Origin of the sequence: Micromonospora sp. NPDC049282 (assembly GCF_043197045.1) — a bacterium.
In the GTDB taxonomy this organism is placed as follows: Bacteria; Actinomycetota; Actinomycetes; order Mycobacteriales; family Micromonosporaceae; genus Micromonospora.
This window is the reverse complement of the sequence record NZ_JBICSL010000008.1, coordinates 191,172-209,814: the sequence shown is the minus strand read 5'-3', so window position 1 is coordinate 209,814 and position 18,643 is coordinate 191,172. Positions and strand designations below refer to the sequence as shown.

Annotated in this window: 18 protein-coding genes; 11 read left to right on the top strand and 7 right to left on the bottom strand. The window is 74.5% G+C overall.

What is annotated here, in order from left to right; translation table 11 throughout:
- Positions 1-2 precede the first annotated feature (2 nt).
- Genes ACGFI2_RS15805 through ACGFI2_RS15780 form a run of 6 tightly spaced genes read right to left on the bottom strand, consistent with a single transcriptional unit; the run spans position 3 to position 7,804 of the window.
- Positions 3-1,178: a M23 family metallopeptidase gene (locus ACGFI2_RS15805; protein WP_393516765.1), complete on the bottom strand. Its 1,176-nt coding sequence runs from the start codon at positions 1,176-1,178 to the stop codon at positions 3-5.
- On the bottom strand, positions 1,175-1,735 hold the full coding sequence (locus ACGFI2_RS15800; RefSeq protein ID WP_393516763.1) for a hypothetical protein: 561 nt from the start codon (positions 1,733-1,735) through the stop codon (positions 1,175-1,177). The genes ACGFI2_RS15805 and ACGFI2_RS15800 overlap by 4 nt, the downstream gene beginning before the upstream one ends.
- Entirely contained in the window at positions 1,732-3,672 is a 1,941-nt protein-coding gene (locus ACGFI2_RS15795) for an MFS transporter (protein WP_393516761.1), read from the bottom strand. The genes ACGFI2_RS15800 and ACGFI2_RS15795 overlap by 4 nt, the downstream gene beginning before the upstream one ends.
- 1 nt (position 3,673) lies before the next feature.
- Positions 3,674-7,063 (bottom strand): ATP-binding protein, encoded by a 3,390-nt coding sequence (locus ACGFI2_RS15790; RefSeq protein ID WP_393516758.1) that lies wholly within the window; start codon positions 7,061-7,063, stop codon positions 3,674-3,676.
- Positions 7,064-7,112: 49 nt separating this feature from the next.
- Positions 7,113-7,475, bottom strand: coding sequence for a hypothetical protein (locus tag ACGFI2_RS15785; RefSeq protein ID WP_089157613.1), 363 nt, complete (start codon positions 7,473-7,475; stop codon positions 7,113-7,115).
- A gap of 14 nt (positions 7,476-7,489) precedes the next feature.
- Positions 7,490-7,804, bottom strand: a complete 315-nt coding sequence (locus ACGFI2_RS15780) for a hypothetical protein (protein WP_181570737.1) — start codon at positions 7,802-7,804, stop codon at positions 7,490-7,492.
- A 359-nt stretch (positions 7,805-8,163) separates the two neighbouring features.
- Here ACGFI2_RS15780 and folP point away from each other — a divergent pair, with 359 nt between their 5' ends.
- The 7 genes from folP to ACGFI2_RS15745 all read left to right on the top strand — a co-directional run bounded on the left by folP (position 8,164) and on the right by ACGFI2_RS15745 (position 12,764).
- Positions 8,164-9,063: a dihydropteroate synthase gene (gene folP / locus ACGFI2_RS15775; RefSeq protein ID WP_393516753.1), complete on the top strand. Its 900-nt coding sequence runs from the start codon at positions 8,164-8,166 to the stop codon at positions 9,061-9,063.
- Positions 9,060-9,419 carry a dihydroneopterin aldolase gene (folB, locus tag ACGFI2_RS15770; RefSeq protein WP_393516750.1) on the top strand — a complete coding sequence of 120 codons (360 nt, stop codon included), beginning with the start codon at positions 9,060-9,062 and terminating at the stop codon, positions 9,417-9,419. Before folP ends, folB begins: the two co-directional genes overlap by 4 nt.
- On the top strand, positions 9,416-9,943 hold the full coding sequence (folK, locus tag ACGFI2_RS15765) for a 2-amino-4-hydroxy-6-hydroxymethyldihydropteridine diphosphokinase (RefSeq protein ID WP_393516747.1): 528 nt from the start codon (positions 9,416-9,418) through the stop codon (positions 9,941-9,943). The genes folB and folK overlap by 4 nt, the downstream gene beginning before the upstream one ends.
- Positions 9,944-9,981: 38 nt before the next feature.
- Complete coding sequence (locus tag ACGFI2_RS15760; protein ID WP_393516945.1) at positions 9,982-10,470, top strand: DUF3180 domain-containing protein; 489 nt, start codon at positions 9,982-9,984, stop codon at positions 10,468-10,470.
- A 119-nt stretch (positions 10,471-10,589) separates the two neighbouring features.
- Entirely contained in the window at positions 10,590-11,825 is a 1,236-nt protein-coding gene (locus ACGFI2_RS15755) for an ABC transporter permease (protein WP_393516745.1), read from the top strand.
- 62 nt (positions 11,826-11,887) lie between these two features.
- Positions 11,888-12,190 (top strand): hypothetical protein, encoded by a 303-nt coding sequence (locus tag ACGFI2_RS15750; RefSeq protein ID WP_393516742.1) that lies wholly within the window; start codon positions 11,888-11,890, stop codon positions 12,188-12,190.
- Between the two features lie 82 nt (positions 12,191-12,272).
- Entirely contained in the window at positions 12,273-12,764 is a 492-nt protein-coding gene (locus ACGFI2_RS15745; protein WP_393516739.1) for a hypothetical protein, read from the top strand.
- A 182-nt stretch (positions 12,765-12,946) separates the two neighbouring features.
- Here ACGFI2_RS15745 and ACGFI2_RS15740 read toward each other — a convergent pair whose 3' ends face one another.
- Positions 12,947-13,939 (bottom strand): ABC transporter ATP-binding protein, encoded by a 993-nt coding sequence (locus tag ACGFI2_RS15740; RefSeq protein ID WP_393516736.1) that lies wholly within the window; start codon positions 13,937-13,939, stop codon positions 12,947-12,949.
- A gap of 2 nt (positions 13,940-13,941) precedes the next feature.
- Between ACGFI2_RS15740 and ACGFI2_RS15735 the strand changes: the two genes are divergently transcribed.
- The 4 genes from ACGFI2_RS15735 to ACGFI2_RS15720 all read left to right on the top strand — a co-directional run bounded on the left by ACGFI2_RS15735 (position 13,942) and on the right by ACGFI2_RS15720 (position 18,613).
- Entirely contained in the window at positions 13,942-14,628 is a 687-nt protein-coding gene (locus ACGFI2_RS15735; RefSeq protein WP_393516733.1) for an ABC transporter permease, read from the top strand.
- A gap of 55 nt (positions 14,629-14,683) precedes the next feature.
- The gene (locus ACGFI2_RS15730; RefSeq protein WP_393516730.1) at positions 14,684-15,406 is read left to right on the top strand and encodes an ABC transporter permease; all 723 of its coding nucleotides are present in this window, start codon (positions 14,684-14,686) and stop codon (positions 15,404-15,406) included.
- A 198-nt stretch (positions 15,407-15,604) separates the two neighbouring features.
- Positions 15,605-16,609 (top strand): glycine betaine ABC transporter substrate-binding protein, encoded by a 1,005-nt coding sequence (locus ACGFI2_RS15725; RefSeq protein WP_393516727.1) that lies wholly within the window; start codon positions 15,605-15,607, stop codon positions 16,607-16,609.
- A gap of 132 nt (positions 16,610-16,741) precedes the next feature.
- Positions 16,742-18,613, top strand: coding sequence for a hypothetical protein (locus tag ACGFI2_RS15720; RefSeq protein WP_393516724.1), 1,872 nt, complete (start codon positions 16,742-16,744; stop codon positions 18,611-18,613).
- Positions 18,614-18,643 lie beyond the last annotated feature (30 nt).

Sequence of the window (18,643 nt, the reverse complement as noted above, 5' to 3'; positions counted from 1 at the left end):
CCTCATTCGGCCTCGCCCAGGGGCGCGCCCCGTTCGCGCATGAACGGCACCGGGTTCTCGGCGCCGCGGCTGGACCGGTCGCTGTCGTGGTGCACCTCGAAGTGCAGGTGCGGGCCGGAGGAGTTGCCGCTGGTGCCGGAGAGCCCGATCACCTCGCCCGCAGCGACCTCCTGCCCCGGGCGCACCCGGGGCCGTTCGATCATGTGGCAGTAGCGGGTGATGAAGCCCTCGGCGTGCAGGATGTCCACGAACCATCCGCAGCCGCCCTTGTCCGGCCAGCCGTCCCGGTCGCAGTCCCGCCGGCCGGAGTGGTCGGGGTCGCAGCGGGCCACCAGCACCCGGCCGGCGGACGCGGCGTGGATCGGGGTGCGTTTGCCCGCGGCCAGGTCCACGCCGTCGTGGCTCGGGCGGGCCTCGGTCCGGAAGCCGGAGACCACGCCGCCGGGCAGCGGCGCGGTCCAGCCGGAGGCGGCGATCCGGGCCCCGGCCGCGGCGTCGCAGACGGCCTTGCCGGCGATCTCGACGGTCCGGGCCGCTCCACCGGCGAGCGCGTCGACGATCCGCCCGGCCAGCCCCTCATGCTTGGCGTACGCGTCGGGGAACGCGCTGACCTGCACCCGCTGCGCCACCACGCTGAGCGGTCGCTGCTGCCAGTTCGGCACCCTCACCATCTTCTGGTAGAACTTGCGGGCCGCGTACGAGGGCGTCATCCGCTGCTCGACGGTGCCCCAGCCGGGCCGCTGCTGGAACAGGCCCACCGAGTCGTGGTCGGCGCCCACCCCTTCGTGCGGCAGGGCCAGCGACGCCGGCACCGTGCTGTTGGCCAGGTTGCGCAGCGCGGACTCCTGCATCGCGGTGGCCAGCGCGATCACCCAGCCGCGGGCGGGCAGTTTCATGTCCTGCCCCACCTTGATGATGACAGCGGCGTTGCGCAGCTGGCCGTCGCCGTACTCGGCGAAGCGAGGCATGTCCCCGGTCAAGTTCACCTGGTAGGCGGGGTCGCAGCTCAGGCCGGCGAGCTTCGGGTCCTCCGGGTCGCCGCCCAGCTCGGTGAGGAAGAAGGCGCCGGCGCCGCCGACACAGCAGAGCAGCGTGAGCACGGCGGTGACCGCGGTGGCCAGCACGCCGACGCGCAGCTTGCGACGGACCCGCGCGGCGACGGCCGGCCCGGTGCTCACGACCGCTCCCAGTCGACCGCGTCCACCAGCCACGGCCCGTCCGGGGCGACCAGTTCGAGCCGGAGCGTGCCGCTGTCCAGCGGGATCGACACCTCCACGAAGGACTCGGTGCGGGGGCGGAGCGTCGGCGGGCCGGCGGCCCGCCGCGCGGGCACCGTCTCCGGGTCGGCGCCGGTCATCTTCTCCACCAGCGCGGGGGTGCAGAGCGGGCGCAGCCTGGCCTGCCAGGCGTCGGCTGCGCTGCCCGGGCCGGTCAGCCAGGCCGTGGTGAACCGGTCGGCGACCTGCTCCGGCGTCTGCTCACCCGGGCGGGTCTTCGGGGCGACCGCGGCCGGCGGGCTGGACAGCACCCCGTCCTCACCGGCCTCCGGGTCCGCCGTGCTGATCGGTTGGGTGGGGCGGACGGCCACGCCGGCGCCCGGGTCGCCGGGCCCGGAGACGAGCCGCGCCGAGCCGATCACCCCGAAGACCAGGACGGCGATCACCAGCGCGACGCCGAGCCGGGACCGGAGGACCCGGGTGAACAGGAATTCCACCGCCCGCCGCACCGGTGTCACCTGGCCTCGGAGCGGATTCGCGGCGCCGGCCGGGCGGCCGGCGTGCCGCGATCCGCCGAGTCCGGCCGGTAGACGGCGTAGGAGGGCGCCTCCTCGGGCACGTCCGGCTCGGTCCAGGTGGACGGCGCGCGGCGCGGCCGGGGCGCGGCGGTGGGACGTCCGGAACGGCGCTCGGTCGCGGGCGCCTCGTCCGGCCGTTCCCGCCCGTCCGGCCGGTCCCGTTCCACAGTCGTGGCGGAGTGCGCCGGATCCTCGTGCCGGGCCTCCGGGCGGAGGCTGCGCTGGTCGGCCAGCACACCGCGCCGCCGGCCGAGCGCCGGCTCGTTGGTGCCGCCCGGCTCGGCCACGTCCAGCCGGGCGGCGATCCGCATGTCCCGGAAGAACCGGCGATGCCAGGAGCCGGCCGAACTGACCGCCTCGCTGCTGTCCTTGCCGCCGAGCTGGGTGATCCGCCGGTACGGCCGCAGCAGCAACCACCCCACCACCCCGCAGAGCCAGACCAGGACCACCTGGAGCCAGCCGGGCAGCGTGGTCGTATTCATGATCAGGTCGACCGCGAAGAGGTAGATGGCCGCGCCGGTGCCGAAGATGGCGATGTTGAACACGGCGGCCACCACGGCGTTGGCCAGCCGGCGGAGTCCGGCGCTGGCCGGGCGCATCAGACCGACCGTGCCGAGGATCGGCGCCGCGATCACCGCCCACCGGAAGATCAGGAACCCGAGCAGCACCAGCACCGACGCGGTCAGGTCGAACATGGCGAAGAGCAGCGACGCCAGGACCGCGATGAAGCCGGCCCCGATCCGGTCCATGTCCTTGGTGCCCTGGAGATACTCGTACGCCTCCGGGTCCTCCGACTTGATCTGCTCGGCGACCCGCGCCCACTGCTGCTGCTTGGCCTTGATTACGACATCGCGGGTGGCCGGATTGGAGCGGATCGACGCCGCCTCGTCCCAGTTCAGTGACTTCGCGTCGTAGAGCGCCTGGCCGTACTTCTTCGCGGTCTCGCTGTCGGCGGAGCCGAGCACGCCGCGCAGCCAGTTGCGGTAGAGCATGGTCTCGGTGGCGGTGTCACTGGCCCGCACGGCTGGCGGGCGATGGTCCTTGCACGCCTCGGGATTCGGGTCGTCGCACTGGCCGGGCGGAGTGTCCCGGGCGGATGGACCGACCGCGTCGTGCACGACGCCGAGCGTGGTGATCAGCGTGCTGTCGGCGATGTTCGCGGACTTCACCGGCCAGGCGGCCAACGCGGTCACCGCCACCATCACCAGGATGGCCCAGCCGGCCGTGGTCATCGCGTTGCTCATGTCCGACTGGCGGGAGCGCCAGAGCAGGTAGAGGCCGACCACGCAGATCGTGATGATGCCGAAGACGCTGAACACCTTCTGGTAGACGGCCTTGGTGGCCTGCTCCACCAACGGGTCCGCCCAGCGCCACATGGTCCGGGGATCCCACGCGCGTTCCCGCAGCGCGTTCGACGCGCCGATCACCGCGTTGGCGAACATGAACTCGCCGTTCGCCACCATGGTGGTGAAGCGGTAGTCCGGATGGAGCACCGACGAGGCGCAGCCGCCGTCCACGTCGTACGTGGTGTAGCTGTAACCGGCGTACCCGTAGTCGCTGTAGAGGCCCTTCGGGCCGGGCTGCTTGGCCGAGTCGGGCCGGGACGCGAACCAGCCGGCCAGGCCGGAGTCCGGTGCGCCGGGGACCGGGGCGTTACGGCACTCGACCTGGTCCTGGCTGACCTCCTTCAGCCGGCCGACGCAGGTCCGGAAGTCGGTCTGCCACTCCTTGGTGCTGCACAGCTCCGCCCGCGCCTGGATGGTCGGGCCGGCGGCGTACGCGGGTGTGGCGCCGATCAGCGGCCAGGAGATCGTGGCTCCGGCGAGTACGCCGAGAGCGATGAGGAGCGCCGCGATCCGTGCCCGGGCCCTCGCCATGTCACGCCTCCAGATCAGCCAGCACGGTCGGCAGTTGCCCGGCGGCCTGGGCGACCGCGGCGGGGGTGGTGTCCAGGTGCTTCAGCAGCCCGTCGACGTACGACACGTCGACCCGGACCTTCTGCACGCGCCCGTCGACGTCGCGCATGACGAACTCACGGAACCCGAGCCGGTTCGCCGATCCGCTGTCGGCCTGGGAGAGCGAGGCGAGGGTCGCCTCGTAGCCGTCGTCGACCGGCACCCGCAGCAGCCGGAGCGCCTCGGAGGCGATCTCGCTGTCCTCGGCGATGCGGCCGACGAAGACGGTGGAGACGAGGTTCTGCACGTCGAGGCCGAGGATGTCCTTCGGGTTCTGTGAGGCGACGAGCGCGGCCAGGTTCCACTTGCGGGAGTCGCGGGCGAGTCGGACCAGGAACGACCGCCCGGAGCGCCAGCCCTCCATGAAGTGCGCCTCGTCCAGGCCGACCAGCTTCCGGGAGGACATCGAGCCGCCGTAGCAGCGGCGGACCGCGAGCCGGTGCGCGGTGTGCAGCATCGGCAGGGCCAGGGCCTCCTCGGCCGACCAGTACTCCCGTTCGATCTTGAGGTCGGGCAGCCGGAGGCCGGCCATGGTGATCACGGTGAGCGCGGCGTCGGCGCCGAGCAGCCCTTCCGGCGGCCGGCCGAAGAAGAGCATGGCCAGCGGCATCTCGGCGGTGTCGAGCAGCAGGTTCGCCAGCTCGCGGCCGGCGTCGTCGTCGAGACCCTGCAGGCAGGTCACCACGTCGTCCAGGGTGGACGTCTCCTCGGCCGGCACCTGGCGGACCGCGTGCCGGAACAGCGTGGCGGTGGACGCCTCCCGGGCCACCTGCGGCGGCACCAGCATCATGCAGATGTCCTGCACCAGCATCCGGCGCTCGGCCCGGGCGTTGGAGACGGCGATCTCGAACTCCCGGTCGCCGGCCGGCCCGGTGGTGAACTCGCTGCGCAACGGCGTGGGGATCAGCGCGTACGGCGCCAGGGTGCCCTGCTCGGACCCGGTCAGGTTGAGCACCCGCGAGTAGGGCGCAAGCTCGGGCATGGCACAGAGCCGGGCCAGCGGCCCGGACGGGTCGAGCAGCGTCACCTGCACGCCCCGCCGCGCGGACAGGTAGCCGAGCGCGCCGAGCAGCGTGGACTTGCCGCCACCCGGTTCGGCGACGAAGACGGCGAGGCCGGAACGCTCGCGGACCTCCATCGGGAAGTGCAGGTCGAGGAAGACCGGGCGGCGACAGGTGCCGGCGGTGCGGCCGATCAGGTCGCCGCGCCGGTCACCGACGGTGCTCGCGGCCTGGGGCAGCGCGGCGGCGAGCAGGTTGACCGGCATCCGCCGGACGTAGCCGGTGTTGGCGATGGGCTCGCCGGGGATGAACTCGCGGGCCAGCCAGTCCTGGTTCTTCGGGTGCTGGAGCGAGATCCGCAGCTCGCGGGAGTAGAGCTGGATGAGCCGGCGGGCCCGTTCCAGGCATTCCTCCCGGGTGCGGCCGCCGACCGCGATCCGGTGCCAGCCGTGCGCGCGGGCCGAGTCGACCGGCAGCCCGGTGGTCATCTCGTCGCCGATGACCAGTGCCCGCTTGGCCAGTCGTTCCAGCTCGGGCGGCGCGTCGATGCCGTGCTCGGCGTAGTCGAGCTGCTGGGAGCGGATCATCCGGAGCCGGTGTTCGAGGTTCCGGAAGGAGTCGTTGGGGCCGAGGATGTCGACCCGGGTCGACAGTTCCATCGGCCACGGCAGCCGCTCGTGGAAGTGCAGCCAGGGCTCGTGCCGCTCGGGGATCTCCAGCGGCTCCATCCGGCCGACCGCGAGCACGGCCACGTGCCGTTCCTCGCCGGTCATCCGGTTGACCAGCTTGACGGTCGAGCCGTACGGGGTGCGGTAGCGCTCGACCTGCTCGGTGAGGGCCAGCAGGTCGCCGCGTTCCCACCGGCCGTTGGTGATCGGGGAGAGCACGCCGGGCGGCGCCATGCAGAGCGCCACCGAGCGGTAGAGCAGCCACTCCAGCTCGGGCGCGCTGACCCGACGGCCGCGCATGCCGAACGCGCCGAGCACCTCGTCGAACTGCTCGACGGTGCGGCCCAGCCGGCGTCGTTCGCCGTCGGCGGTGCCTCGGCCGAACGTGCGCAGCAGCCGCTCGGTGAGCGAGTCGCCGAGCGACCGGCGGGCGAAGGTGACGCCGAGGTAGGTCTGGCCCTCGGCGTGGTTGACCGACATCAGGTGCCGCTGGGCGGCGACCAGGTGGTCGGCCCAGCCGGTGGTGCCGGGCACGTCGGGCAGCGGAGAGGCGGTGAGCCCGTCGATGGTGCGGGCCCACTCGTCGGCCGGGAAGGGCCGGGTGGTGCGGCGCAGGTGCAGCCGGAACCCGGCCAGGCCGGCGTACTGCTCGGAGATCGCCGAGAGCAGCGCCTCGCGTTCCGCGTCCGGCCGGAACGCCCAGCGCACCTCGGGCAGCCAGTACCACGCGGTGACCGTGTTGGGGGTGAAGGTGAGGTGGCCGGCGATCTCGGTGATGGCCAGCTCGACCGACGGGTCCCGGTCGCCGAACTTGATCTTCGGGGCGCGGACCCGGACCGGCTTGGCCGGCTTGCCGCGGCGTTCGGCGGAGCGCTGCCGGGGCGGCGTGACCTCCCGGTGCGCCGGCCGGCCGACCTCTCGGGACGGCGCGGCCGGCATCGGGTACGCGTCCACCGGCTCGGGTCCCGGCTCGCGCCGCTCGGTGCGATGACCGGGGCCGCGTACCTCGGCGGGCGCCGGCAGGGCGACGGGCTCGTCGGCCGGCTCCGGTTCGGCGGTGGGCCGGAGCGCGGGCAGCCGGTCACCCACCTGCAGCGGCACCCGGTTGCGGGTCGCGGGCGGCGGGTCGATCGCGGGTGGCGGCGCGGGTGCGGTGATCGCGGTCTCGGGTCGGGGTCGCCCCACCGGGCGTACGCCGGGGGCCTGCTCGCGGGCCGGCCGCCCGGGGTCGACCGGCGGCGCCGCCTCGACCGGTGCGGCGGGTTGGTGCGGGATCGGCAGGGCGTCGCGGCCCACCCCCCGTCGGGGTGGCGCCACCACCGGCTCCACCTGCTGGGCCGGCGGGATGGCGGAGGTGGCGGGGCGACGGACCCGGGGCTGCGCGCCGCCGAACAGGTCGAGGAAGGGCGAGTCGATGTCGCCGTCGGGGCGTGCCGGCTCCCGGGGTTCCGGGCCGCGCGCGGCGAGTGGACGCGGTGGCTGGAAGACGCCGACCCGGCCGTGCCCGGGGCTGGTGACCAGCGCCGGGTCCAGGACGACCTCGTCCAGTTCCTCGTCGGTCGGGTAGTCGAACGATCGCGCACGGTGACCGGGCGGGCCGGCCGGGCGCCCGGCCGGGGAACCCGGCGTGGAAGAGCGACTCATGCGACCGCCTCACCCGCGTCGTTCGTCTGCACCGTCGGTGTACGCCCGGTCATGCCAGTTCCTCCCGGATCCTGATCCGGCTCGCGACGAGGCGCGGGTCCCGCAGCTCGGCGGCCGGCTCCCGGGTGCGTCGCCAGTCGGTCAGCGCGGTCCGGATGACCATCCGCGCCGGCCGGTCCGGATCGACGTACCGGAAGATGAACGAGGTCGTCACGATGGCGAGCGAGATCTCCCAGGCGGGAAAGAGCTCGACCTGGAGCGTGAACAACCAGTGGATGAACACGTAGAGGGGTACGAGCAGCATGAACAGGCCGTACTGGGCGTACGGCAGGTGGACGGGAAGGGTGTAGCCGGGCGGGCCCAGGTAGACCAGGCGTGCCCGGTAGATGTCGTCGTCGGTGCGCAGCCGCATCGTCGCCCAACGCCCTACTCGAAGATGAGGTTGATCAGGTAGTCGCCGACGAAGAAGAGTGTGGCCGCGCCGGCGATGAAGGCCAGCCCGATGATGGCGATGGCCGAACTGGTCAGCACCTTGGAGATCTCACCCCGGCTGGCCCGGCCGATGAAGATCACGCCGAGGACGGCGAGCAGGATCGGCGCGACCTTGCTGGCGAAGAAGGTGACGACGTTGTCGGTGTCGATGCCCTTCGGGGCCGGCTCGGCGAGTGGAGTCGACGCCAGGGTGTGGAGCGCGTGGTCGACGGCGGTCGTCGCCGTTGCCATGAGCTCGATGGCGATCACTGGAAACCTCCCCAAAGGTCGCGGCCGGCGGTGCCGCGATGGTGCAGTTAGGCAAGCCTGGCGGGATGGTGCTCGTCAGAGACAGCGCCGTCGACGCTGAGTCCGTCACCCACCACGAAGAGTGGTGAGCTTTGGGCGGATTCTTCCCGCTTCGGCCCTCCCTCCAGGCTTCGCCATCTCGATGCTGGGCAATTCCAAAGCGTACGGCCCGGCCACCTTTGCGACAAGCCGCGAAGAGTGGACCCGGATCGACCCGGACGACCGATCGTACACCTGTTCCAATCTGCACGTCAGGGCCACCGGATCCGGGGCTCGCCCGGTCGCCGGAAGCCCGGTCGGCGAACGGTACTGTCGGGTCCGTGACCGATCTGGTACGAGCGGACGCCCCGGTGGTGATGGGCGTCCTCAACGTCACCCCCGACTCCTTCTCCGACGGCGGCAGATACGCCGATCTGGGCGCCGCCGTCGCACACGGGGTGCGACTTCGCGCGGCCGGCGCGGACCTCGTCGACGTCGGCGGCGAGTCCACCCGGCCCGGCGCCGACCGGATCGACGCGGAGACCGAGACCGCCCGGGTGCTGCCGGTGATCCGCGAGCTGAGCGCCGCCGGCATCCCGGTCAGCATCGACACCAGCCGGGCCCGGGTCGCCGAGGCCGTGCTCGCCGCCGGCGCGGACGTGGTGAACGACGTGTCCGGCGGGCTCGCCGACCCGGACATGGCGCGGGTGGTCCGCGACGCGGGCTGCCCCTGGGTGCTCATGCACTGGCGGGGGCACTCCCGGCAGATGCGCGACCTGGCCACCTACACCGACGTGGTGGCCGACGTCCGGGCCGAGCTGGGTCAGCGGGTCGACGCGGCGCTCGCCGCCGGGGTCGCCGCCGACCGGATCATCGTGGACCCGGGGCTCGGCTTCGCCAAGACCGCCGCGCACAACTGGGAGCTCAGCGCCCGCCTGCCCGAGCTGGTCGATCTCGGCTTCCCGGTGCTGTTCGGGTCCAGCCGGAAGTCCTACCTGGGTCGGCTGCTCGCCGACCCGGCCGGCGCTCCCCGCCCCACCGCCGGGCGGGAGGCCGCGACGGTCGCGACAAGCGTGCTGGCGGTGGCGGCCGGCGCCTGGGGGGTACGCGTGCACGACGTCCGCGGCACCGCCGACGCGCTCGCCGTCTGGCGGGCCACCGGCAGCCCGCGGCTGGCGGGCGCGGCGCGGACCGGTACGACCGCCGGCGCGGCCGGCGCCGGCCGCGGAGGGGACCGATGACCGACCGGATCGAGCTGACCGGCCTGCGCGCGCACGGCCGGCACGGGGTCTACGACTTCGAGCGGGCCCAGGGGCAGGAGTTCGTGGTCGACGCGGTGCTCGAACTCGACCTGGGCCCGGCCGCCCGCTCCGACGAGGTGACCGACACCGTGCACTACGGCGAGCTGGCCGAGCGGCTGGTCGCGGTGGTCACCGGCGAGCCGGTGAACCTGATCGAGACGCTGGCCGACCGGCTGCTCGCGATCTGCCTGGCGGACCCGCGGGTCGCCGCCGCGACGGTGACCGTGCACAAGCCGGAGGCCCCGATCCCGCACGCCTTCCGGGACGTGGCCGTCACCCTGCGGCGTACCCGGTGACCCGGGCCGTGCTGTCGATCGGCAGCAACCTCGGCGACCGCCTCGGCCACCTGCGCGGCGCGGTGGCCGCGCTTGGCGACGACGTGCTGCTGGTTTCCGGCGTCTACGAGACTCCACCGTGGGGGGACGCGGAGCAGCCCGCGTACCTGAACGCGGCGGTGATGGTCGCGGACCCGGCGGCGGCGCCGGGCGACTGGCTGACGCGGGCCCGGGCCGCGGAGGCGGCGGCCGGGCGGACCCGCGACCCGGCCCGGCGGTACGGGCCGCGCACGCTGGACGTGGACGTGATCGTGGTCTGGGACGACGCCGGGCAGCCGATGCTCGCCGACGACCCCGAGCTGACGCTCCCGCATCCCCGGGCGCACCTGCGTGCCTTCGTGCTGCGGCCGTGGATCGACATCGAGCCGCACGGCCGGCTGCCCGGGCACGGCTGGCTGACCGACCTGCTCAACGCCGAGCCGCTGGCCGCCGACGCCCTGGAACTGAGCCCACGACCCGATCTGACGCTAGAGTCGGAGGCATGAGTACGGCCCGGACCCCGCAGGACCCCGACCGCTTCCGGATGGGTCCGACCCGGGTCTCCACGCTGGTGGTGGCCGGGCTGGCCGCCGCCGCGGTGGCCTGGCTGCTGATCAGCGGCTTCTACTACGACTTCGCGCCCGACCTGCCCTGGCTGCCGGTGATCACGCTGGCCGGGTTGGCCGTGCTGGAGGGCTACGCGGCGGCCAACACCCGCGCCCGGGTCGAGCGCCGGCCCGGCCGGGAGCCGGTGAACCCGCTGCTGGTCGCCCGGTTCGTGGTGCTCGCCAAGGCGTCCGCGCTGGCCGGAGCCATCTTCACCGGCTTCTACGCCGGGCTCACCGGATGGCTGTTCGTGGAGCGGACCAACGCCGCCGTCGGCGACCGCCCCGCCGCCGTCGCCGGGCTGGTCGCCTCGCTGGCCCTGGTCGTGGCCGCGCTCTGGTTGGAGCGCTCGTGCCGGGTGCCGGAGCAGGAGGACGACGAGGACCGGGAGCCGGGCGACCGGGAGACGCCGCGCGGGCGCCACTGATCCCAGGGTTCCCCCACCCTCCGCACGCAGGTACCGTCCCTGGCGACCGGAGAGTGACGGCCGCCACCGGTCCGCCCGCGGAGTGGGCCGGACGCGGCCACCTGGGAGGCGCGGGCCACATGGGGTACGACGAGTCGGGCCGGACGGTCCCACCGGAGACGTCGTCCGGAGTGCCCGCCGCGGTGCTGGAGAACGTCTTCGACGACCCGTCCCACGGCGAGCCCGGCCGGGACCGGATCGCGGTGCACGTGGTCTGGGAGTTCCTGCTTCTCGCCGGGCTGGCGGCGGTGACCTGGCTGCTCTGGCGGGAAGACTCGGACGCGTTGCGCGGCGGCGCGCTGAAGACGCTGCTGGTCGACGTGGCCGGGCTCGGCCTGCTCACCCTGGCCGCCGGCCTGAGCCTGCGGGCGGCTGCGGTCAACCTGGCGATCGGCCCGGTCGCGCTCGCCGCCGCGCTGCACTACGCCGAGCAGGGCGACCGGGGCGCCCGGGAGGCGTTGCTCCCGGCGCTCGCGGTGGCGGCGGTCGCCGGGTTGGCGCTCGCCCTGGCCGTGGTGGTGCTGCACGTGCCCGGCTGGGCGGCGAGCCTGGCCGGCGCGGCCGGCGTGATCGTCTACCTGGAGCGGCGGACCGCACCGGTCACCGTGCAGGGCGACTACGACCCCCGGCGCACCGCGCTCTACCTCTTCCTCGGCTTCGCCGCCGTGGCCGTCCTCGGTGGCCTCTTCGGCGCGATCAAACCGGTGCGCCGGCTGATCGGCCGGTTCCGCCCGATCGCCGACCCGGCCCGGCGGCGTGGCGCGGTGGCCGCCTCGGTGACCGCGCTGGCACTCGTCGGCTCCATGGTGCTGGCGATGTTCGGCGGGATGCTGATCGCCGCGAACGGCGACCGCACGGTCGCGCCGGGCACCGGCCTGGACTGGTCGGTGCTGGCGGTGGGCGCGGTGCTGCTCGGCGGCACCAGCGCGTACGGCCGGCGTGGCGGCATCTTCGGCACCCTGCTCTCGGTCTGCCTGGTGGTGGTGTTCCTGTCCTGGACCGTGGCGCACGACTGGACGGTCAGCCGGTGGGCGGTCGGCGGCGCGGTCCTCGGCGCCGGGCTGCTGGTCACCCGCCTGGTGGAGACGTTCGGGCGGCCCCGCCCGGCGCCGCCCGGCGCGGGCGCGTCCGGCCCGCTCCGGCCGGCCGGCGACGGCACGCTCAGCAGCGGCTGGGCGATGACGCCGGCGCCCGAGCCGGCCGCCACCTGGCCGTCGGTGCTACCGATGCGCAACGACACCGACACGCCGGTCGAGGCGTGGGAGGCGCCGCGCTGGGACAGCGAGCCGCGACGCTGGGACGCCGACGACCGCTGACGCCGACCGGCGGCGTCGCGTCCGGCGGGCCGGAGCTGATCTCGCCGGATAGGCTCGGCGGCATGACGGAGACTCCTGCCCCCGGCGGCCGTACCTTCGACGAGCTCGACAAGCTCTCCACCGAGGAGCTGCGCGAGCAGGCGTTCCACCTGGCCCGGGAGCGTCGCGACGTGGGGTTCTTCTGGTCGGTGCTGCGGCACCTGCCGAACGCCGACGAAGCCGCCGCCCTCGACGGCGCCCCGAACTCGGTCGGGCCGACCATCGACGAGGCCAACGCGCTGTGGCGCGAGCTGACCGGCCACGGCTACGAGGAGTCCGCGCCGCTGCTGCGCGCCGCTTTCATCGACTACCTGCTGAAGCACTGATCCGGTGGCCGTCCGCCGGCCGGGGGCGGCCGCGCGGTGGGGCAGGTTTGCCCGGCGTGGCGGCCCGGGAACTGACCGCTCCATGGCCCTCACCAACCGCCCCCGCACCGTCCCCCGGTACGGCACGGCCGCCGGCACCGGCACGCTCGCCGCGTTCCTGCTCGTCGCGGTCGGCGGCAGCCCGATGTACGTGGGCTGGGCGCAGGGCCACACCGACCCGACCGGCGCCGGCGGCTGGTTCCTGCGGCTGCTGGCCTGGCCGGCCTGGCGGTGGCACGCGGACGAGGGGCTGCTCACCGCGAACCTACGGGCGATCCTGCTGCTCGTGGCGGCCGCGGGGCTGCTCTATCTGCTGCCCGGCCCGCAGGTGGACCGGGTGGCGGCCTCGGGCAGCCAGTTCCTCTCCGGTTGGGGCGCGTACGCCTTGGCGGCCGGGATCGCCGCGTTGCTCGCCACGCTCCTCGGGCCGAACGGCACGCTCTACGCCGCGTTCCAGGCCGCGAGCGCCGGCGTGACATACGGCTTCTTCGCCGGCTGGATCGTCGGCCTGGCCAGCCTGGGCGGCCGCGCCTGACCGACCGGGATCGTCGGCCTGGCGAGGTCGTGCGGGCCGAGGCGGCCGCGCCTGACCGACCGGGATCGTCGGCCTGGCCAGGTCGTGCGGGCCGAGGCGGCCGCGCCTGACCGACCGGGATCGTCGGCCTGGCCAGGTCGTGCGGGCCGAGGCGGCCGCGCCTGATCCCGGCGCGGTCGGGCTCAGTCCACCGCGCCCAGGGTCAGCACCCGGTCCCGGGTGAGCAGCCCGACCGGGCGGCCCTCCTCGGTGACCACCGCCTGCTCGGCGCCGGAGGTGAGCAGCGCGCCCAGCGCGTCGTAGGCCGAGCTGCCCAGCGCCACGGTGGGCAGGCCGGCTCCGTCGCCGGCCGGGAGCGGGTCGAGCACCGCACCGGTCACCGGGGTGACCGCCAGCCGCCGGACGCCCCGGTCGGCGCCGACGAACTCGCGGACGAACGCCGAGGCCGGCGAGCCGAGCAGCGCGGCGGGTGGGTCGTACTGCTCCAGGACGCCGCCCTCCGACAGCACCGCGATCCGGTCGCCCAGCCGAACCGCCTCGTCGAGGTCGTGGGTGACCAGCACGATGGTCTTGCGGACCTCGGCCTGCAACCGGAGGAACTCCTCCTGCAGCCGGGTCCGGACGATCGGGTCGACGGCCGAGAACGGCTCGTCCATCAGCAGCACCACCGGGTCGGCGGCGAGCGCCCGGGCGACTCCCACCCGCTGCCGCTGGCCGCCGGAGAGCTCGTGCGGGTAGCGCCGGCCGAACTGCGCCGGGTCGAGGCCGACCAGCTCGAGCAGCTCCCCGACCCGGGTCCGGGTCCGGTCCCGGGGCCAGCCCAGCAGCCCCGGGACGGTCGCCACGTTGGCGGCCACGGTCTGGTGCGGGAACAGGCCGACGTTCTGGATCACGTAGCCGATCCGGCGGCGCAGCGTCACCGGGTCGACCCGGGTGACGTCGTCGTCGCCGAGCAGGATCCGCCCGTCGGTCGGCTCGATCAGCCGGTTGATCATCCGTAGCACGGTGGACTTGCCGCAGCCGGACGGGCCGATCAGCACCACCAACTCGCCGGCCTTGACCTCCAGGCTCAGCTCCCGGACCGCCTCGGTGCCGTCCGGATAACGCTTGCGGATGCGCTCCAGCGTGATCGAGGCGGCGCCGTGGCCGGTGTCGGTGCCCGGGGTAACGTCCACGTGTGTTCCTCCACCTGAGCTACCGGGCCGCCCCGGGTAATCCGTGGTTCTCCTGGCAGTACGTGCGGGACAACTCTGACAGCATCCTCGCCGCGTTGCGCGAGCACACCTGGCTGACCGCCCGGGCCGTGGTGATCGCCGCGCTGGTGGCGCTGCCGCTCGCGGTGGCAGCGTACTGGTTCCGGTCGCTGGCCGCGTCCATCCTGGCGCTGACCGGGGTGCTCTACACGATCCCGTCGCTGGCGCTGTTCGCCTTCCTCGCGCCCTACCTCGGCATCGGCGCGGCGACCGTGCTCACCGTGGTGGCGCTGTACGCGTTGCTGGTCATCGTGCGCAACACCCTGGCCGGCCTGAACCAGGTGCCGCCCGAGGTGCGGGAGGCCGCCGAGGGCATGGGCTACGGCCGTTGGGGCCGGCTGTTCCGGATCGAGCTGCCGCTTGCGCTGCCCGGCATCCTCACCGGCGTACGGCTGGCCACCGTGTCCACGGTGGCCCTGGTCACGGTGGGGGTGGTGGTCGGCCGTGGCGGTCTCGGGCAGCTCATCTTCGCCGGCTTCCAGAACAACTTCTACAAGGCGCAGATCATGACCGGCACCGTGCTCTGCGTGCTGCTGGCGCTGGTGCTCGACCTGGCCCTGGCCGGGGTGGGCCGGCTGCTCACTCCGTGGCTGCGCGGGAGAGCCTCGTGAGCGCGAGGAGTGCAGCGCAGCGGAGCTCCGCAGTCGCGAATGGAAGGGAAGCCCGGTGAGTCCGGTGCAGGCGGCGGTGACCTGGCTGAACGACCCGCTGAACTGGACCAATCCCGGCGGGGTGCTGGACCGCCTCGGCGAGCACCTGAGCATGTCCGCCCTGGCGGTGCTGCTCGGCTGCCTGGTGGCCTGGCCGGTGGGCCTCTGGCTCGGGCACAGCGGCCGGGGTGGCGGGCTGGTCCTGCTGGTCTCCAACGTCACCCTGGCGATCCCGACCCTGGCCCTGCTCACCATCCTGCCGCTGACCTTCCTCGGGTTCGGCCGCGCGTCCGTGGTGGTGGCGCTCGCGGTCTTCGCGGTGCCGCCGCTGCTGGCCAACGCGTACACCGGGGTCCGGCAGGCCGATCCGGAGGCCCGGGACGCGGCGCGCGGGATGGGACTCTCCGGCGGGCAGGTGTTGCGCCGGGTCGAGCTGCCGCTCGCGGTGCCCTACCTGGCGGCCGGTTTCCGGACCGCGGCCGTGCAGGTGGTGGCCACCGCCGCGCTGGCCTCGTTCGTCAACGGCGGCGGGCTGGGCCAGATCATCCGGGCCGGCTTCGGCCTCGACATCGCGGCCGGCGGCGGTCAGATCATCGCCGGGGGTGTCCTGGTGGCCGGTCTGGCGATGCTTGTCGAGGGCGTGCTCGCGGTGGTGGAGCGGATGGTCACGCCGCGTCCGCTGCGCCGGGTCCGCCAGCGGGCGAACCGCCGCGCCGCCGCGGCCACGGCCGGCGGCTGACCCGCCGCCCGGCGAGGCGTTGAGGCGGCGGTCGCAGCCGCGCGGCCCGCCGGTGACGATCGGATGACGAAAACCGCTCCGAATTTGTCGGTCGGGTCCGTGAGGATGTTGGGTGGAGTCGCGGGCGGCATTCGGATCGCCCGTCGGACACGCGGCCGGCCCGAAGGGGTCGCGCCGGGACACGGAAGGCGGGCATTGATGCGCGCACGTTCACGGCTGGCCGCGGGGGCCTTCGGCGCCCTCGTCGCGGCGAGCCTTCTCACCGGCTGCGGCGATGCCGGTTCGTCCGGCACCGACGCCCCCGAGGCGGGCGCCTCGGGCGCCGGTTGCGCCCCGGTCGCGGGTGATCAGCTCGTTGTCCTCACCGACGACAAGAAGCTCCAGAACACCGACAACGTCCTCCCCGCGATCAACGCGAAGGCGGCCACACCGCAGCTTGTCGCCGCGCTGGACAAGGTTTCCGCGAAGCTCGACACGCCCAAGCTGATCCAGCTCAACCGGGCCGTCGACGACGAGCGGAAGACGCCCCAGGTGGCGGCGCAGGAGTTCGCCGGCGCCAACGGCGTGACCGACGGGATCGAGAAGGGTCCGGGCGGCCAGGTGACGGTCGGCGCGGGCAACTTCAGCGAGAGCCAGACCGTCGCCGAGCTTTACAAGATCGCGCTCACCGCGGCCGGCTACCAGGTCAAGGTGCAGACCATCGGCAACCGGGAGCTCTACGAGCCGGCCCTGGAGAAGGGTCAGATCCAGGTCGTCCCGGAGTACGCCGCGACCATGGCCGAGTTCCTCAACACCAAGACCAACGGCAAGGACGCGCAGCCGGTCTCCTCGCCCGAGCTGGAGAAGACGGTCTCGGCGCTCAAGACCCAGGGCGACAAGGCCGGCCTGGTGTTCGGTCAGCCGTCCCAGGCGCAGGACCAGAACGCCTTCGCGGTCACCAAGGCATTCGCCGACAAGTACGGCGTGTCGACCCTCTCCGACCTGGCCGCGAAGTGCTCCGGGCAGGCCACCGTGCTGGCCGGTCCGCCGGAGTGCCCGCAGCGGCCGAAGTGCCAGGCCGGTCTCGTCGAGGTCTACGACTTCAAGGCCGGCTCGTTCAGCTCGCTGGACGCGGGCGGTCCGCAGACCAAGAACGCGCTGAAGACCGGTTCCGCCAGCGTCGGCCTGGTGTTCTCCTCCGACGCCGCGCTCGCCACGAGCTGACCGACCGTCGCCGGCCGGTCGCACCGGCCGGCCGGCGACGTCCCAGCCGGGCGGCAGCGCGCTCAGCGGTCCGTGCACCGGACCGCGCCGACCCGTTCCCCTGCGGTGGAACTCTCGGTACTCTGCACTCCCATGCCAGCCTCGGTCGCCCCCGCCGACAAGCGCACCCCGGCGCTGCTGACCGTCCTGTTCTGGATCGGTGTCGGGCTGGCGCCGCTGGCGGCGCTCGTCCTGCTGGTCGCCGGCGGCAACGGCACGCTCCGGTTCGGTGCCGTGCTCGCGATCCTCGCCGTGGTGCTGATCGGCCTCTCCATCGCGTTGCGGGCCGAGCAGGGCGGCGCCGGTGCCGAGGAGCTGCGCGACGAACTGGAACAGCTCCGACGGGAGCTGCGGGCCGAGATCGTGGCCGCCGCGCAGCGCGGCAATCAGGCCCTCGACCAGGCGCGCCGCGCGGAGGAAGCGGCCGGCGCGGTACGCCACCGGCTCGATGCGGCGGCTGCGGGCCTGGCCGCCGCGCCCGTCGAGGAACGGTCGGGCGGCCGGGCCCGGGTGCCGGTCGCCGGGGCGTACGACGCGGGTCGGGCGCATCCGGCCGGCCGCGACGACGACGAGCCCAGCGGTCGCTACGGCACCGGCCAGCGGGGCGAGCCGGCATGGGAGGTCCGTCCCGACGTCGAGCGGACCGGGTCCGACGCGTACGCCGCCGAGGGCCGGGCGCGACCCGAGCCGCCCGGTGCCGGGCGCGACCGGCCGGCCGGCCGCCACGAGCAGCACACCGGGTTCGGCGGTCGCGGAGCGGAGCCGGCACGGCCCGGCGGACGGGCCTCCGCCGGCGTCTACGGCGCGGCGCGGGTGCCCGAGCCGGAGGCCCGGCCGGAGTCCCGCCGGGTCGGCGTGGTCCACCACACCGAGACCGTGCATGTCACCACGCGACACACCATCGTGGGTGGTGGCGGCGACCCGTCCGATTCCCGGTACGGCGGATTCGCGGGCCGCTGGTCGCCGCCGGCGGAGGACCAGCCGCGGGGCGCGGAACCGGCCGAGCATCGCGGTGCCGGCCGGGACGACCGTCCACGGGCCGGCGCCGACCCGACCGGCTGGCCCGGGAGCCTGCGGGCCGGCCCGGGCGCGGAGGAGCCCTGGCCCGGCGCGCACGACGACGACTCGCGGGACGACGGCTTCCGGCCGGGCGCGTCGAGCGACGGCCCCGGCCGGGCCGGGGACGGTCCGAGCTGGGCCGGGGACGGCCCCGGCCGGGCCGGCGGCGAGCATCCCTGGGCGAGCGTCGGCAGGTCGGCCGCCGGTGAGCGGGGCTGGTCGTCGCGGGCGGTGGACGACGGCTGGTCCGCCGACGACGACCGGGCGCGGCCGGTGGACGAGCCGCCGACGCCGGCCTGGCCGCGGCCCGGGCAGTACGGCCGGCCGGCGGCGCCCGAGCGACCCGGACAGTACGGCCGGGCGGAGCCGGTCGAGCGTTCCGGCCGGGCGGCGCCCGCCGAGCCGGACGGAGAGAACTGGTCCGAGCTACGTGCCGGCAACCGCTGGGCGGCGGTGCGCGACGACGGTCAGGGTCGGGAGTTCCGGGTGGGTGAGCGGCGGGCCGCGGTGCACGCCGACGGCGGCGGCACCGAGTACCGGATCGAGGACCGCTGGGCCGCGGTCCGCGGCGCGTCCGGCGAGTACGGCAACCAGCCACGCCACGATCCGGAGCCCTCGTACGGCGGCTCGTCGCGGCGCGACCCCGACCCGTCGTACGGCGGTTCAGGTTCGTGGCAGGACCCGGAGCCGTCCTACGGCAACTCGGCCTGGTCGGAGGAGGGCCCGCCGGCGTTGCCGGCCGGCGGGGTGCCGGTGCCGGGCGAGTGGCGGCCGCCCACCCAGCGCACCGGCCAGCCGGAGTGGCGGCAGGTCGAGCCGGAGTGGCGGCAGCCGGAGCCGGAGTGGCGGCAGCCGGAGCACGGCTACGGACAGCCGCCCCGGGATGCCACCGACCGCTGGCGCTGACCGTTCGCGCGGCGCCCGGACGGGATCGAC